Raw genomic sequence first — 16,824 nt, 5'->3', positions numbered from 1 at the left:
AATGATAAATACAAACTTTAAAGACAAAATTGCGTTAGTGACTGGCGCTACAAATGGCATGGGGAAAATTATGGCAATAAAACTTGCTGAGTCTGGAGCAGAAGTAGTCATTGTCGGGCGGGATAAGTTAAGGACTGAGCAAACCGCAAATGAAATCAAACAGCAAGTTGGCCATAATAACGTTCACTCGTTAATTGGTAATTTATCACTTATGGCTGATGTAAAAGATGTAGCAGAGCGTTTTAAAGACAGGTTTGATCACTTAGATTTTTTAATAAATAACGCCGGTATTATTCCGACAGATAAGCGAGTAGTTACCTCAGAAGGAATAGAATCAAGTTTTGCCATCAATCACCTTGCTCCCTTTTTGTTGACTAACTTATTAACAGACCACCTAAAGGCTTCAAAACAAGCACGTGTGTTGAATATGGCTTCAGAAGCACATGGCTATGGCAAAATTGATTTTGATAATCTTCATGGCGAAAAGAGTTGGTCGCCGTTTTTTGGTGCCTACACCCAAAGTAAACTCGCTTTAGTACTCACCGCATATAAGTTTGCACAAAAATTCGAAAATACCAATGTCGCAATAATTTCTGCAGACCCTGGTGGCGTACAAACACGTATGACAGCAAAAGGTGGAGGTGCCCCATTTTTCGTTACTGGATTACTGAAATATTTCTTCCCCAAACCAGAGGCAGCTGTTGGTAAACTAATTGAAATTTTAAGTCTGCCAAATAACACTGAACTCAACGGAAGTTACTTTATAAAAGGCAAAAGAAAAAAGTCAGCAAAACAGTCCTATGACAAATCTGTAGGTAATCGTTTATGGGAAGTCAGTAGCAATTTGGTAAACCTTTAATCATGGTCATTTGCAGTCTTAGCGCCAATTATTTATGTTTGAACATCATCAATAGATCCGAGTATAAGTAAAACTAACGCTATCCGGCTATCCGCTCCAAGGGTTTGTCTTTGAAATATTCGCCATACATATGCAAAGTACGACCAGTGAAGCCTAAGCCGTTAATCAGCATGGCAACGAATAGCTGCCCGAAACTCACTTGACGATGCTCTGAGTGACCAAGGCACCCGTCAATCATGCCAGCAATATCAAGTTCCTTGCAAAACCCAGCAATTAAGCCATGGTGTTCAAGTGTTTTAGTATAGGGAATGGAGGACATGCGTTTTGACTCTCTCAAAAGAGAGTAATAGATCAAGATCGGGGATCCACGTCAATGAAAATATAAGAAAAGCCGATCAAACGCTCAAATATTAGCCAGCTTAATTGCAAAAACTAGGTGCGGAACGACAGTTAGTTGTCAATTTCATGCACATATAGTTCAGCGATACGGGGCGTGAGGAATGAGAACGCGAGTGCTTCCCATGTCGCGCGCAGGCCTCCCAAAACTACTCTAAAATAACCATGATCAATCAAAACATTGGAATAAGACTTAAATAAAGGAACATGCAAAATCCACCTTAATTGTAATGAAGCGAGTTTAAGCTAACTGTCAAAACTATCAGACACAGATTCAGCTAGCGCACATTAAACTCAATGCGGTTATTAATAGCCAATAGGTCTTTCGTTAACCATCAAAGCGCTTTGAACATGGCATAAACTTTATCGCCGACACTAAGCGATAAGGCATCCATAGATTTTGCAGTAATGATGGCATCCATTGATTGTCCAAACACTGTCAGAGTGATTCGAAATTGTGGCTTGCTTTGTTCTGTCTCAAGATCGTTTGCAAAAACTTCGGCAATGCCAGCCACTTCGCCGTCAATTTTGTTCAGCATGCTGGTTTGAAACGCCTGTTGTTCAGTCTCCTGTGCACGGGCTAGCACCACAGATTGAGCATCAATAATGAGTTTATCAATATCTTTTGCATGGGGTATTCGCTTACAAAATATTTGCGCTATTTGCGACTCTTTGTTTTGTTCGCAGGGCTGAATGTCCACTGAAAACACACTTAAACCATATATATTATCATCAAAATCATGCTGCACTTTAATACTGGCTAGGCTGTTTGATGTTTCAAAATGCGCGGTATCGCATTCAAAGTTTTCACTTTGCTTGTGGATGGATTGATTCTCTACCGACACAAAGAAATCTCCCATAAACAATAGCTCTCGAGCGTCATGACTGACCACTACCATCGCCCTTTCCCTTTTGCGCTGAAGCTTTTTGAGACGCATCTGCATGCGCTTACGCAGCGCTGCGTCCATGGCGGATAGCGCTTCGTCCAAAAGCAAAATAGGCTTGTTAGACGCAAGCGCTCGGGCAATTTGTCCTCGTTGTTTTTCACCCGAGGAGAGCGTTAAACACGATTTATGGATGAAGGTATCTAATTCGCACCACGCGATGATTTCTTCTAAGAGCAAGGGCTCTCGAAATGGAAGGCCAAAACGTTCAAACTGCGACTTAGCGCTTGAAGAACTTGCCCATTTGGACATTCTATGAACTTGCTTAAGATTGTCATACAAGCTCATATGCTCAAAAAGTGGCGTATCTGCCCCCACATAAACACAAGGGTTGATGGCGCTAGAGTGCCCATTGAGGTCAACGCCATTTACACTAACGTCGGCATATGGAGGAGAATATTGGCTTTTATTTAGGCTAATACCCGCTATTTGCTTAAGTAACGTGGTTTTTCCAGCACCCGACTTACCGCTTACTGCCACAATATAGGTAGACAAATCCCAGTCTACCGACTGCACGCCGCCCCGCTCAATACTTAAAAAGACTGACTTATCTGTCATATACCAAAGCTTCTTTTTGCCTGTTGGTTGAAGCGATATAGCAAGGTTAAACTCACTAAACTAAATATTAGCAGCATGGCGGCAAGAGAGTGTGCACTCTCATAATTTAAGCTTTCCACTTCGTTAAATAGCGCAATGGATACGACTTGCGTCTCGCCTGGAATATTCCCACCAATCATCAAAATTAGGCCAAACTCTCCCAGTGTATGCGCAAAACCAAGGGTTGCGGCACTTATCAGGTTGGGCTTGATTGCCGGTAAAAGAACGCGTGTAAAGGCGTCGAATTTTGATAGTCCCAAGGTTTGAGCGCTATTCATCGTCTCTTGCCCTTTCGCATGAAAAGCTTGGAGTAAAGGCTGCACCACAAACGGCATTGAATAAATAATTGAACCAAACAAAATGCCTGCAAAACTAAAGACAAACTGCGTACCGTTTAACGACAGCCAGGTCTGCCCTAGCCAAGTATCGGGGGAAAAGGCGATAAGCAGGTAAAACCCGAGTACCGTAGGGGGTAAAACGAGTGGAAGCGTAATAAGTGCTTCAAAGAAAGCTTTGAACATTCCCTGATAGCGCGACAAATACCAAGCCAAAGGTAGTCCAATCGCGAATAAAAAAACCACTGTCAGTAAAGCTAACTTCAATGTGAGAAGTAGCGCCTGCAGGTGAAACGAATCGACCAGGTTATCCATTGTCGCTGCTATCCACTATTGTATTAGCCATTGTCGTTTCTAGCCATAAATGTCATTACTCATCTAACACCGATTGATAACCCATTTGAGCGAGCTTGTTCTGACTGGAAGGGCTGAGTAAAAAATCGATGAGCGCCTGTGCTAGTCGCCCTTTACACAAACGCAAATGTTCGCGTTGCTTTGCCTGCTTGCCTGAATAAGGCCTACCTTGCTTCAAAATCACGGCTTGTTGCAAGATGGAATGCAGATTGTTCTCACCGAGTAGTGAATAACTGGTATATTTTTCTGACTTATCCGGAAACTTCACTTGAGCTTGTATGAGCATAGACTCAGCAATAATGCCTATGTGTGCATTGCCTGTATCCACAAACTGGAAGGTTTGTGCCACATTGTTTCCAAACACTAAACGTTTACGAACGTCAGCTATTTGATCATCATCAAAGGTATGTTTGATAAAAAGCCACGCGGCTTGTCCAAAAGGCGCAGTTTCAGGATTGGCAATCGCAATACGTCCAGATGAGCTATCGACTGTCGTTTTAATCTCATCTAATGACATGCCAGCGAAACGATACTGTGTTGACCAAATAGCAAGTTTACCCTTAGCGTAGGTGAGCGGCGCATGGCTCATTCCTGACTCAAATAAACCTGCTGGCCGTTCAGCATCGGCAGACAAAAATACATCAAATGGCGCTCCGGCAAGTATTTGCGCGTAGAGGCTACCAGAAGAGCCGGACACAACTCGCAAATCTGCTTGTTTCAAAGTCTCGGATGAATCCAAAAGCGTGATAAGAGGCTGATAAAAGTTGCTGGCGCTTGCGACGGTCACCTGGCATTTGAAAGGCGCTTCGTCTGTGTTCAGAGAAATCGCGAAAACCTTCGGCGCCGCACCTAAGCTTAAAAATGCCAATGTGAAACAAGCAAAAAATACGCGCATCATCTTACAAAAAATATACATTCCCGTGTGCTTCTAATGATCTTAGTCGTGAGCGTCCAAATAGTTAATTCAATCAGTCTAGCCTCAAATTCAGCTTTTTATAAGACTACTGAGAAAATGATTCCAAACAATAAAAAACCATAAAAAAAGCGACCACTAAGGGTCGCTTTCAGTATTTGTTTCGCATGACGCGAACGCAGGGCTAATTAAAGCGCTACGATGTTCTCTGCTTGAGGGCCTTTTTGACCGTCAGTAACAGTGAACTCAACTTTTTGGCCTTCAGCCAAGGTTTTGAAACCGTCGCCAGAGATTGCACTGAAGTGTGCAAACACGTCAGGGCCAGATTCTTGAGCGATAAAGCCGAAGCCTTTAGATTCGTTAAACCATTTTACGGTGCCGTTAGTTCTTTCAGACATAATAATATCCTGTAGATAATGTGTTAATTAATAGTGCCGATTTGCAAAATTGCATTTCGACGGGTGTTAGCTTGATTTAGAGACTGATACTTAGGTACTGCAGGACGTGTATTACGAATAAAACCGCGTAATGTAGGATAAAGAATAGACTTCTCTCTAGCTGGCGTGGACTATACTCGTTTATCGTGCGAATGTACAATTTATTTTTACATATTAGTCAATTACCTAAAGTCGCAACATTCTAGATAACCTAGTCATTTACCTTTTTTGGTGAAAAAAAGTTCATAAAACTGATCTGCTCCGAGCAGTGGGTGCTAGCACTACTATCGATTTTCTAAGCGGTTGTAATCCACAAACCCGGCCTCTATGAGATTATATGCGTTTATAAACTCGTGCATGCGATCACTGTAAGCCCAAAACGCACGGTTGCTTCGCCTTACACCATATTCATCAAGAAGTGTCACGTAACTTTCCCCAGAAGATACGCTTAGGACTGAATCAACCCAGCGCGAGAGCTTACTCTCATTCACCTGCATCAGCGCGTTAGGGTAAGATCCGGTGATGCCCTCCAATACCGTAATATTGAATTGTTCTGGCCACAGCTCGGAGTCTTCTGAAAACATCGATGATACTGTTTTATGTGCATTGTTTTTTATTAAGGATACAAATAAGGACGGTTTTGCGTCGCGCTGAATTTCAATAAAGGTGAGTTCGGCCAAAAATTCGACACCGGCACCTTCCATTTTTGTCAGGCGAGTGAGCTGCTCTTGTATCACTTCATCCTGAATGCCAGAAAGTGTATGTTGCTGCGCTAACACCGGTTTTAAGTGTGCTCTCAACTTGTCGTAAAATTGTGTTTGAATATCTTTGGCGTTTGAGTTGGCGCGCTCATATTCAATTGAGGAGCCCACCTGCTTGTAATACTCACTATTGTATAAATAGTCTTTTATGAGTTCGTCTTCATTTTGATACCAAGTGCTTAAGAGCCTTAGTCGCTCATCTTCTGGCAAAAAGTCTAAAAACATGTTCTCTCCATCCATTCGCAAAAAATCCATATATAAGCGCGACAAGAGTTGATGGCCAGCATTGCCGTATACGTCGTACCCAGCGACCAGCAAGTAGTAGATTTTTTCCAGTAAGGGATAGTCGATTACCCATGCGGTTTGTGGAGCATCGCCCAGCATACCTTTATGAACGGAAGCGTTATCAAAGTGGCGAAATACGGTTAAAGCGGCATTGGGGTTATGGCCGTTCTCAGACTGACCATCCCAAATGAGGCTCAGGTCAATTTTTGGCCCCTGCTGACCCTTTTGAACAAAGTTATCGATAATGAACTGTTCTTTTTCCTGCGCTGCCTTTTTGGCCTTTTCTGAATACTTAATCCAGTTACTAAGCGGAAGGAAGATATCTTCTTGCGCACTTGGTAGTTCAAGCGCGGATGCATTTATATCAATGGTCTGAGCAAGCTTGTAATTGATTGGCAAGTCGGGGTTCACAAAAAACACCCAAAAGTGATCTCGTATCACGTTTACTGCCACCTGCCCTCTGCATACTGGCCCTTTAATAAAATTCATGATGATAAATTGCGCCTCATCTAGCATAAATTTATACCGCGAACTCATAGGAATTTGCTCGAATGCGCTAAAGGGATTGGCTGCAACTTTGGCATCATAAGCAGGGAGATACTTGACCTCATAATCTACTTCATAAAATAGTGATTGCCAGCGAGACAGGCGCCTTTGATTGAGCGCGTAGGGCAGATGCGTTTTCGTAACAACCGTTTCTAGCATGGGCACAAGACGATAGTACACTCGGCGAGAATCCTGCTTGGCAAAGGGTTTGTCGTATGGACGTCGGGTGGCGATAATCTCGACCGTCTTGCCTGGAGGTGTGCTTGAACGGACTATTTTAAAATACTGGGGGGCACTACCACCGTTGATACTTTCCTGCTCAAGTTCCGAGAAATAGATATTGGCCAGAAACAAATGTTCAAAAATGTAGCGATTTGCCAGTTGCTGTTTACGGGAGGAGCCGTTTAAGAATCTTTCCCATTTATCGATTGTTTTCAGATAATTATCCGCTAAGGGCGCGCGTGCTTGATAGCGTGCGCCTTGTTCTAGCCAAATATTGAGAGTCGCTTGCTCCGCTTTTGCCAAACCGGGTAATGCATAAGGCATACCCCACAGAGGATTGTCTTCGGTATATAACTGCATCTCATCTGGCGCTGCACACAGGTGTTCGCGTTCATATCCAAAGGTGAAATCATCAGGCAAAATGGCCTTCTCTGGTAGAGGATGCTCCTGTTTAAGGCGCAGAAGTTGGTACATTAAACTTGCCTGCTGATTGGCTTCTTTGCTTTGCTGAAACTCGTTCAATACGGGAAAAAAGCCTTTTTCGCGCCACTGTTTTGTCGTGGTAGCATCTTCAAACAGGCGTGATAATTGTGCGTGTTCTATTCTACTTGCGTTATAGACTTTGTCTTTACTTGCCCCTCTGTCAATACCTTCAGGAGCGGTCATTTTGAGCTGACATGGTGAGTCATAGCAGGCGTGGCAAACCACACAGCGGCTTTCTACAACAGGTTTAACGTCTAGCCAATAGTCAATGTTGTGTTCTGGCAGGTCTGACACCTGTCGCTCGCGAACTTGTGGCGTGCCAAACAGTGCCTCTAAATCTGTGGCGTGGGCGAGCGCATTTAAAAGCAATAAGCTAGAAAATAATAGAAACGATAAAAGTTGATATGCGTACTTCATGGATGTGCTTTTGTCTCGTGTAAGTAATTCAAATAGCGCGGGTAATTACGCAAGCATAGTCACATAATTTGTCCTTTGCACACGCTATTTCGTTGCCCGGTTTGCTTGACCGTTCGGTAATGCGCAGTTTAACGTTTTATTTGAGCATATGTGCTCGCCTCTGCTTTTTATTTCGTATAGTGCTGTATTGAGAGAAATTGAGTTGTGAGATAAACATGGGGCCATTTGAATTCGCCAGTGCAAAAAAGATAGTCAATCAAATAAACGGTATGTCTGACATTGCTAAGCATTGTGCGTCGCTTGGCATCAAGCGCCCCTGCGTTATTACAGACCCAGGAATACTTGCTTCTGGACTTCTAGAGCCAATAGAGAGCACGCTTTTGAGCGCGACAGAATCATCGAGTACATGTACAAAATCAAATAACGGAATTGCTGCAGTTGCCGTATTTAGTGACGTACAAGCAGACCCATCCGAAAAGGTTATTGAGCAAGCGCTACTATGCGCGTTATCGCATCACGCAGATGGCATTATCGGTTTTGGTGGCGGCAGTGCCATGGATTGTGCAAAAGTGGTGAGCGTACTTGCAAGTGATAAGGCTGAGCAGAGCAACATTGAGCTAGCAAGTTGCTACGGCATAGAGCAAATTCACTGTGAACGCTTGCCTCTCATTTGTATACCAACAACAGCAGGCACCGGCTCAGAAGTAACGCCCATTGCTGTGATCACCACCGGCGAAACCACAAAAGCGGGAATTGTGTCTTCAAAACTTATCCCCGACATTGCGCTTTTAGATGCACAGCTCACTTTGAGCCTACCTGCTCACGTCACTGCGGCAACCGGAATTGATGCAATGGTGCATGCGATTGAAGCCTACACGAGCATTCACAAGAAGAACATGTATTCTGATATGCTGGCCAGGCAAGCATTGAGCTTATTGTCACAAAACATCGAAACCGCTACCTTTGATGGTCAAAATATTCTTGCCAGACAAAACATGTTGCTTGGCGCCTGTCTCGCGGGACAAGCCTTTGCCAATGCGCCAGTAGCGGCAGTGCATGCGCTTGCGTATCCGCTGGGAGGTCACTTTCATATTCCTCACGGGCTGAGCAATGCTCTGGTATTGCCCCATGTGCTAAAGTTCAATCATGACTCAGCATACAAACAGTATGCACAGCTAGCACCTTTTGTTGTGAACGATTTGTCACCCCAACAGAACGCACAAGATAGCAGCCATGCCTTGATTGAGTACGCTGAATCTCTAACTCAGCGACTTAATCTGCCCACTAAGCTAAGAGACTTAAATATAGCCAGAAAAGATTTGCCGCTTTTAGCCGATGACGCAATGCTGCAAACTCGCCTCTTAACTAACAACCCAAAAACCGTGAAGCGCAGTGATGCGCTGGCCATCTATGAGGCGGCGTTCTGATAATTGAACGAGTTTGGGAATAAAACAATTGTAGGGTATTAAACAGGAAACTAAGGGCAGTGAAAAGCGAACAAAACAACAATAAGCAAATGCGAGAGCACTACAAATTTTTCTTTCCCATCACCACCCGCTGGATGGACAACGATATCTACGGGCACGTAAACAATGTGGTGTACTACAGCTATTTTGATTCAATCGTGAACCAGTTTTTGATTGAGCATGCTCAGTTGGATATTCACACTGGCAAGCACATTGGCTTAATGGTCGCCTCAAATTGTGAATATCACGCCAGCATTTCGTTTCCCGACAAAATAGTGGGTGGTTTTTGTGTAGACCATTTAGGTAATTCGTCTGTGCGCTATGGTGTAGCCATTTTTAAAGACAATGAAGAAAAGGCCTGCGCGACAGGTTCATTGACACATGTTTTTGTCCAACGAGATACCAATAGATCTATTTCTATCCCTCAGGAAACGCGCGCCGCGCTCAGCACTGCGCTAACAGAGACATTGCGTTAATGATGCGATTTATACAGGCGCGGGCAAGCTACTGTTTGTCTTTAGCAAGTGGTGTTTGTTTAGCTCGGTAAAACAAGTAAAAAGACGCTAGCAAAGCAATGAACAAAGTGGGTGGTACGGGTACTTCTGCAAGATCAAACTCAAGATTTACACGGGCGAACCAAGCTTCAGCACCTATCGCCAGTGTGTCCGTACTCCCGCCTGCGAACAAAACGGAAATGCTATCGCCAGTGCTATCTAAGACCAATTCATGCGGGAATGTATTGCTGATTTCGTCAAAGCTAACCATTACTATGGGAGTCGCATTCTCGATGCTAGAGAAAAGCATAGTCCAATCTGCCGCAATAGGCTCAAAAGACGACCGTGCGAATTGTCTGATTTCGAAATAAGTATCGAAAAACGACACTTCAATCTCCGTGCCGTCGCCAAATGGTGCGGGTAAGGTATTTCCAAAAGCACCAAAAGGATTATAATTGTCTGTAAAGTCAGGCGGCCCAAAGAAATTTGTATCATCACCACTGGTCGTTAAACTCACCGAAAAACCATCCGTATCGGTCATCAAACTTGCTTGGGATTGCGCTAGCGTTAGCATCAATACCAATGAACAAAGCGCGCTGTAAAAACTACGATTTGACATGATCATTCCTTTTCATGATGTATCCTTTGAGGTGCGACATCATTGAAATGATGCAAGCAATTAATCTCCACAGTAGATTAAAAAATGTACAATTACAAGCTTGTGTCAGGCAAGCGAGACGATATGACTGTGCAATTAGCGTTATTACTACAGCTGCATCAGGATAGGATAAGCATCACTATTTATTAGTATTTTTAAATAGACGATTGCGCTTAATACTTTGTTTAGTAAAGTATCGTGCTCAAAATCAGCGATTCACCTTTCACACGGAGATGTCATGAAAGCGGAAACTATTGCTCTACACGCAGGCTATCAGAGCGACCCAACCACCAAAGCAGCCACCACGCCTATTTATCAAACCACTTCTTTTACCTTTGACGATACCCAACACGGAGCAGATTTATTCAATCTTGCGGTACCTGGGAATATTTACAGTCGGATTATGAATCCCACAAATGCGGTGTTAGAGCAGCGTATTACGGAATTGGAAGGCGGCATCGGCGCGCTGGCTGTGGCATCGGGCATGGCGGCAATTCGCTATTCAATAGAAGCCATCGCCGAAGTAGGAAGTAATATTGTCAGCACTAGTCAGCTATACGGTGGCACCTACAATTTGTTTGCCCATACCTTTCCTCGTCAGGGCATTGAAACCCGCTTCGCAAAATCAGATGATTACGACAAAGTTGCCTCGTTGATTGACGAAAACACCCGTGCGCTATTTTGTGAGTCTATTGGTAATCCTGCCGGCAACGTGGTTGATATCCAGCGCTGGGCGCAAATTGCGCATGATGCTGGCGTGCCGTTAATTGTTGATAATACGGTAGCCACTCCAATTCTGTGCCGCGCTTTTGACCACGGCGCTGATATTGTTATCCATTCATTAACCAAATACATCGGCGGCCATGGTACTACCATAGGTGGCGTGATTGTCGACTCAGGTAAATTTGATTGGGCGGCAAATGCTGAGCGCTTTACAATGATGACGACGCCTGACCCCTCTTATCATGGCGTGGTGTACACAGAAGCGCTTGGACCAGCCGCTTACATCGGACGCTGTCGGGTGGTACCACTTCGAAATACAGGTGCGGCGCTTTCCCCTAATAGCGCCTTTCAAATTATGCAGGGCTTAGAGACGCTTGCGCTTAGAATGGAGCGCCACTGCGAGAATGCTGAGAAAGTGGCTGAATATCTCAATAAGCACGATGCCGTCAAATGGGTCAACTACGCTGCGCTTGAAAGCAGCCCTTATTATGAAACTTGCCAAAAAATCTGCAAAGGTAAAGCGGCTGGCATAATTAGCTTTGGCATTAAAGGGGGTATTGATGCTGGTTCAAAATTTATTGATGCACTGGCGCTGATTTTGCGTCTAGTCAACATTGGTGACGCAAAATCCCTTGCCTGCCATCCAGCAAGCACAACGCACAGGCAACTTGGCCCAGAAGAGCTTGAAAGCGCAGGTGTGTCTGAAGAAATGGTTCGAATATCGGTAGGCATTGAACATATTGACGATATTCTCGCCGACATTGAGCAAGCATTAAAAGCCAGTCAGGTGTAAGCAAGCGGGTCTAAGTGTGCTAGTCTCTAGTAGCAAAGGTTTTGAAATAATAGATGAGTAGTTAATGAGAATATTACTGTTTTTAGGCACCAACATCGCCATTATGGTGGTATTGAGCCTTACATTTCGTTTATTCGGCCTTGAAGGTATTCTTGCCGAAAATGGGGTCGACTTAAACCTGCAGGCACTGTTAGTTTTTTCTGCCGTTATTGGTTTTGGCGGCTCTTTTATTTCTTTGCTCATTTCAAAGTGGATGGCAAAACGGTCCATGGGTGTGCAGCTTATAAGCGAGCCCGCTAATGATGCAGAGGCTTGGTTGTTCTCTACGGTTAAGTCGCAAGCAGAAAGAGCCAATATAGGGATGCCTGAAGTGGGTATTTTTGACCATCCTTCACCTAATGCGTTTGCGACCGGCTGGAATAAAAACAATGCGCTTGTTGCCGTTAGCACAGGGCTTTTGCAGTCTATGCAAAAAGGGGAAATTGAAGCAGTATTAGCGCACGAAGTCAGCCATGTGGCGAACGGCGATATGGTCACGCTCACGCTTATTCAGGGTGTGGTAAACACATTTGTGGTGTTTTTATCACGAGTCATTGGGCATGTCGTAGACAGAGTCGTATTTAAAGTAGAACGGGGGCACGGCCCTGCGTTTTATATCGTGTCTATCATTGCGCAAATCGTTTTAGGTATTTTAGCGACCGCAATCACAATGTGGTTCTCTCGCTATCGCGAATTTCGCGCTGACGAAGGTGGGGCCAAACTGGCAGGCAGACAAAACATGATTGCGGCTCTGGAGCGCCTAAAAGGCGACTCCTCCGGTGCAAAGTTACCCGATGAAATGGCCGCATTTGCTATAAACGCAGGCAAAGTACAAAAGATTTTCTCTAGCCATCCGCCATTAGAAGATCGCATAGCGGCATTAAAGGCACTTTAAAATCACTAGGGCGTGTTGATCTTTGCTGTATGATTTTGCAGCAGTTTGTGCGCTATTTAGACAAAGAAACGCAATTGAAGTGTAGTCATCTACATAAAATTGCGATGATGCAGTATAAATGGTGCACAAGCGCTCACTGCTGTGGGAGCCACAAAGGGTACGCTCTGTGTGTCCACCGCTCTTTGTTACATGCTCTTGATGCAGATACACTGCACCTGCGAGCATGTGCCGCGATCGATGAACACACAGAGCGTACAAAATTCATACAGCAAAGATCAACACGCCCTAGGTTTGATTGCCCCTTTTAGACACTAAGGTGCTGTTGTTGCCAAGCCTTTGGGGATAGACCAATTTTTTTCCTAAAGGCTCTGGCAAGTGCTGAGCCATTTTCATAGCCCACCTTTTCAGCAACCATCGATACCGAATCACCCTTCAAAAGTGCGTTTTTCGCAATATTCATCCGCCAGTTTGTTAGGTACTCACCTGGCGTCTCGCCCACTGTATCTTTGAACAAGTCTGCAAATTTAGAGCGCGACATAAACGCTAGCTCAGCCATAGTCTCCAGACTCCAAGGGTAATCTGCTTGCGCATGAATATGTGTAAGCACATTCGATAATTGCGGATGCGCCAAACCCGCTAACATGCCGTGTTGAATCTCACCATTTTTAAGCACCTCTCTAAGTACTTGGATAATGAAGATATCACATAGGCGATGGATCATGGGCAAACGTCCGTCGGCATCGCCGAAGGCTTCCTTAAATATCCATTTTGCCGATTTTTTGAGATCCGGATATCGGCTAAATTGAAACTTCATGAAATCAGGTAATGCAAGTGCTACCGGGTGGGCGCTCACGTCTTGATAATCAATGGTGGCGCATACCAAGTCAGCTCCTTTGTTTGGGTCTGGCACAATTCTATGCTGCTTACCTCTGGGGAAGAACATTACGCAGGGCTGAGCAATGCTGCGCTTTTTACCGCTATGATCAATTAACTCAAGCGCGCCAGACTTTAGGATATGAATGTGCCCGCGCTTGCCATCAGGCTCATCGAACTCGCTTAAACTGCATAAGTTTCCGCTAAAAAACACGTCTGCATGCAAGTTGAAGCGTTTCAAAATTTCAGATAAAGCGTCCATATCACCTCGTTTTGGACGATTTGTATTGAATTAAAGACTAGTTCATCCATTTTGTATAAGCAATCCTCTATCTTATGTAGTGTCACTTAAATGAGTTGTTCAGCAAACAGGACGCATTAAATCCAAGCTGACAATGAAAACACGAAGCGCCACAGATACTTGAATATAAATTAGCTTCAACAAAATACATAGACCACTAAATTTTAATCTAAAAAGGAAACAACTATGAACTTCACTACCGTACTTAAAGCTGCCGCCCTTGGCGCAACCTTAGCTATCAGCACATTCACATTTGCTGCAGACATCGACGTAAATGCCAATGCAAACGATTTGGCCATACAAGGCTATGATACCGTTTCTTACTTCACCGATGGCGCGCCTGTGCTGGGGAACGCAAATTTCACCGCCACCTATAAAAATGCTATTTATCAGTTTGCCAGTGAAGAGCATAGAGATTTATTCCGCGAAAATCCTGAAAAATACGCACCGCAATACGGCGGTTATTGCGCCTTTGGTGTCACTATGGATAGAAAATTTGATACCGACCCAACGGCGTTTAAGATTGTTGATGATAAACTATATTTGAATCTTAATGCACAAGTTCAGGAACGCTGGTTGACCAACGTGCCAGAATTCATCTCAACTGCTGACGGCAACTGGGGTGATATAAAAAGCAAAACGGATGCTGAGTTAGAAGCCGAGTAAATTACTTCGCTTATGCTCAGGCGGTAACCCGAAAGGGGACCTCGTAGCCGCTGCATGAACCTTGCTTTGTATAGAAGACCTCGCACAATTGTGCGAGGTTTTTTCGTTTGATTTACTTAAATTCGAAGCCGCGGTAAACTAAGCGAGTTTTTACAGGATGCAGTCCGACAGTTTAGCTTGCTCGGTCGTAAATATGGAGCCGGTTAATGCGCACGTCCCCCTTCGTTTTTATCATGATGTTGAACATCATTACACAGGTACACGCTTCAAATATCGAAGGCTTCTCCCAACCCCCTAGTGGCAATACTTCGTCTCTAACGCTTTCAGGATGGGTCTGTCAGCAGAACAATGAGAAAGCACTGACAGCTTTTTTGTATGCAGGAGAATCTCGTCAGAGTGCGCAACTCATTGCGACCGCAATTGCCAACAGAAAATCAGAAGATGCAGTAAGGGCGCGCTGCCTGACACAAGCAGATCATCGTTTTAGATTTGCAATTAAACAACGTGACATTTTTGCTTATTCGGGACAAAAGCTTTATATAGAGACACAGGTTGACTCAGAGTCCTTTCCAATCAATGGTCGCCGACAATATGTGCTACCTGAACATCCTCCGACCGAATTACGCGGTTTTTTAGAGGGCGTGAGCCGAACAAATGGCCGTTTGTTTGCAATGGGTTGGGCATGCCAAACGGGTATTGACGATGATGTAGATATTACGATAAGTGTTCGTAGCAAAACCGGTGAAGAAATTCCAATTACTGAACCTGTTTCGACAAACGTGGTGGCGGAAGACGCCATTTCACGCATTTGCGGCACATTTGATACCAAGCATCGTTTCAGAGTGCCAATCGACAATAAAGAGGCACAAGACTTTGAAAGTCTGGAGGTTTTAGCGAGAGCAAGCTCTGTCTATGGGAGCGATGATGTTAAACTATCGACCTTTCGAAAAGTAAGAATGCTTGCTCCAGCGGACGCTGTCGAGTTAAGCAAACCCAATATTGTGGTGTTTTTCACAGACGACCAAGGATTTGCTGATATCGGCGTGCATGAAGCGCTTGACGACATCCATACGCCAAACATTGATGAATTAGCTAAGCAAGGCGCGTTGTTTACACAAGGTTACGTCACTGCGCCTCAATGCTCACCTTCTCGCGCGGCAATGATGACAGGCATCCATCAGAGCAAGTTTAGAATGGACGAGAACCGCCACATCCCGATGACCTTAGACGTGGAAACGCTAGCAAGTAAGCTAAAGCGCGAGGGGTATACAACAGCCATGTTCGGAAAATGGCATCTGGAGGTGATGAACAATTCGGGCGAATGGTTTGATAATAATTTTCCCGACATCAAACCTTATCGAGTAGGTCAAGTGCCCGAAAACGTTCGCAATCATTATTTACCTCACCAACGCGGATTTGACAAAATGTTAGCCGGATATACGGGTGCGTATATGCGCAACATTGACAACAAAGGCCGTTCCATAGAATTAGAGCGTCACGCTAATAGCCAATTTAGAGTAGATTTAGTAACCGACACTTCTCTCACTTTTATCGACCGCAATTGGAAACAACCCTTTTATATGCATGTGGCCCACTATGCTCCGCACGTTCCATTAGAAGCGACGCAAGAATATCTTGATAGATTTCCTTCTGATATGCCTCAGCGCAGACGCTATGCACTTGCGATGATGGCAGCCATCGACGATGGTGTGGGAAAAGTTGTTCAAAAGCTAAAAGACTACAACATTTTGGATAATACGATCATTGTGTTTATGAGCGATAACGGTGCTCCGCTGGGTGACGATATGACCGATGCTCCCTTGAGCAATACTAGGGAAGCCTGGAATGGTTCGAGAAACGATCCATTTACGGGCGAAAAGGGCATGCTTACTGAAGGTGCGCTGCGCGTTCCTTACATCGTTCATTGGCCAAGGGAAATTCCGGCTAACACCGTTGTTGATACACCTGTTTCATCATTAGACGCTGCATATACTGCGGTTAAGGCCGCAGGTGTAGAGGATTTGAACTCACTAGATGGAATGGATTTGATGCCGCTTATCGTAGGCGATACCACTGGATTTGACACACGTCCACAGCATTGGCGGTTTTACTTCCAGCGCGCTATACGAGTAGGAGACTGGAAATATATGCAAGCAGGTATCGAACGTGAGTATCTGTTTGACATGACTAAAACCGAGCCCGAAAGCGTCAATTACATAAACGCACATCCAGATATTGCGGCGAACCTCCGAGAGCAGTATTGGCAATGGGCGGATCGAATGCCGCGTCCAGAACCATTGGTTGAGATTCCTGCGCCGTTTGCTGAACGGGTAGATTTATTTCTACCTACTGAGCGCTAGGCAAGAT

15 protein-coding genes are annotated in these 16,824 nt (G+C 44.5%); 7 read left to right on the top strand and 8 right to left on the bottom strand.

Annotated features, from left to right (window positions below; translation table 11 throughout):
* Position 1 precedes the first annotated feature (1 nt).
* A complete protein-coding gene (locus PN836_RS14020; protein ID WP_395339296.1) occupies positions 2-859 on the top strand; it encodes an SDR family NAD(P)-dependent oxidoreductase in 858 nt (285 codons plus the stop codon).
* A 79-nt stretch (positions 860-938) separates the two neighbouring features.
* Here the strand turns inward: PN836_RS14020 and PN836_RS14015 are convergent, their stop codons facing one another.
* The 6 genes from PN836_RS14015 to PN836_RS13990 form a co-directional block, all read right to left on the bottom strand.
* On the bottom strand, positions 939-1,178 hold the full coding sequence (locus PN836_RS14015) for a DUF4277 domain-containing protein (RefSeq protein ID WP_395339294.1): 240 nt from the start codon (positions 1,176-1,178) through the stop codon (positions 939-941).
* 412 nt (positions 1,179-1,590) lie between these two features.
* Positions 1,591-2,757 carry an ATP-binding cassette domain-containing protein gene (locus PN836_RS14010; protein ID WP_395339292.1) on the bottom strand — a complete coding sequence of 389 codons (1,167 nt, stop codon included), beginning with the start codon at positions 2,755-2,757 and terminating at the stop codon, positions 1,591-1,593.
* Positions 2,754-3,446: a molybdate ABC transporter permease subunit gene (gene modB, locus PN836_RS14005; RefSeq protein WP_395339290.1), complete on the bottom strand. Its 693-nt coding sequence runs from the start codon at positions 3,444-3,446 to the stop codon at positions 2,754-2,756. Before modB ends, PN836_RS14010 begins: the two co-directional genes overlap by 4 nt.
* A 55-nt stretch (positions 3,447-3,501) precedes the next feature.
* Entirely contained in the window at positions 3,502-4,401 is a 900-nt protein-coding gene (modA, locus tag PN836_RS14000) for a molybdate ABC transporter substrate-binding protein (RefSeq protein ID WP_395339287.1), read from the bottom strand.
* 185 nt (positions 4,402-4,586) lie between these two features.
* The gene (locus tag PN836_RS13995) at positions 4,587-4,796 is read right to left on the bottom strand and encodes a cold-shock protein (RefSeq protein WP_395339285.1); all 210 of its coding nucleotides are present in this window, start codon (positions 4,794-4,796) and stop codon (positions 4,587-4,589) included.
* Positions 4,797-5,119: 323 nt separating this feature from the next.
* Positions 5,120-7,549, bottom strand: coding sequence for a fatty acid cis/trans isomerase (locus PN836_RS13990; protein ID WP_395339283.1), 2,430 nt, complete (start codon positions 7,547-7,549; stop codon positions 5,120-5,122).
* Between the two features lie 215 nt (positions 7,550-7,764).
* Between PN836_RS13990 and PN836_RS13985 the strand changes: the two genes are divergently transcribed.
* Both PN836_RS13985 and PN836_RS13980 read left to right on the top strand, forming a co-directional pair.
* Positions 7,765-8,976, top strand: a complete 1,212-nt coding sequence (locus PN836_RS13985; protein WP_395339282.1) for an iron-containing alcohol dehydrogenase — start codon at positions 7,765-7,767, stop codon at positions 8,974-8,976.
* Between the two features lie 59 nt (positions 8,977-9,035).
* A complete protein-coding gene (locus PN836_RS13980) occupies positions 9,036-9,491 on the top strand; it encodes an acyl-CoA thioesterase (protein WP_395339280.1) in 456 nt (151 codons plus the stop codon).
* A 28-nt stretch (positions 9,492-9,519) separates the two neighbouring features.
* Here the strand turns inward: PN836_RS13980 and PN836_RS13975 are convergent, their stop codons facing one another.
* Positions 9,520-10,128, bottom strand: coding sequence for a hypothetical protein (locus PN836_RS13975; RefSeq protein WP_395339278.1), 609 nt, complete (start codon positions 10,126-10,128; stop codon positions 9,520-9,522).
* A gap of 277 nt (positions 10,129-10,405) precedes the next feature.
* Between PN836_RS13975 and PN836_RS13970 the strand changes: the two genes are divergently transcribed.
* Both PN836_RS13970 and htpX read left to right on the top strand, forming a co-directional pair.
* The gene (locus PN836_RS13970; protein WP_395339276.1) at positions 10,406-11,683 is read left to right on the top strand and encodes an O-acetylhomoserine aminocarboxypropyltransferase/cysteine synthase family protein; all 1,278 of its coding nucleotides are present in this window, start codon (positions 10,406-10,408) and stop codon (positions 11,681-11,683) included.
* A gap of 64 nt (positions 11,684-11,747) precedes the next feature.
* Positions 11,748-12,617 (top strand): protease HtpX, encoded by an 870-nt coding sequence (gene htpX / locus PN836_RS13965; protein WP_395339274.1) that lies wholly within the window; start codon positions 11,748-11,750, stop codon positions 12,615-12,617.
* A 304-nt stretch (positions 12,618-12,921) separates the two neighbouring features.
* Here htpX and PN836_RS13960 read toward each other — a convergent pair whose 3' ends face one another.
* Entirely contained in the window at positions 12,922-13,752 is an 831-nt protein-coding gene (locus PN836_RS13960; protein WP_395339272.1) for an AraC family transcriptional regulator, read from the bottom strand.
* A gap of 225 nt (positions 13,753-13,977) precedes the next feature.
* On the opposite strand from PN836_RS13960, the gene PN836_RS13955 reads away from it, so the two are divergent.
* Together PN836_RS13955 and PN836_RS13950 are read left to right on the top strand one after the other, a co-directional pair.
* Positions 13,978-14,457, top strand: a complete 480-nt coding sequence (locus PN836_RS13955; RefSeq protein ID WP_395339270.1) for a YHS domain-containing (seleno)protein — start codon at positions 13,978-13,980, stop codon at positions 14,455-14,457.
* A 206-nt stretch (positions 14,458-14,663) separates the two neighbouring features.
* The gene (locus tag PN836_RS13950; RefSeq protein WP_395339268.1) at positions 14,664-16,817 is read left to right on the top strand and encodes a sulfatase; all 2,154 of its coding nucleotides are present in this window, start codon (positions 14,664-14,666) and stop codon (positions 16,815-16,817) included.
* The last annotated feature ends 7 nt before the right edge of the window (positions 16,818-16,824 follow it).

Origin of the sequence: Ningiella algicola, assembly GCF_028401415.2 — a bacterium.
Taxonomy (GTDB): domain Bacteria; phylum Pseudomonadota; class Gammaproteobacteria; order Enterobacterales; family Alteromonadaceae; genus Glaciecola.
Note: the sequence above shows the minus strand (reverse complement) of the source record. Positions and strands in the feature narration are given on the sequence as shown.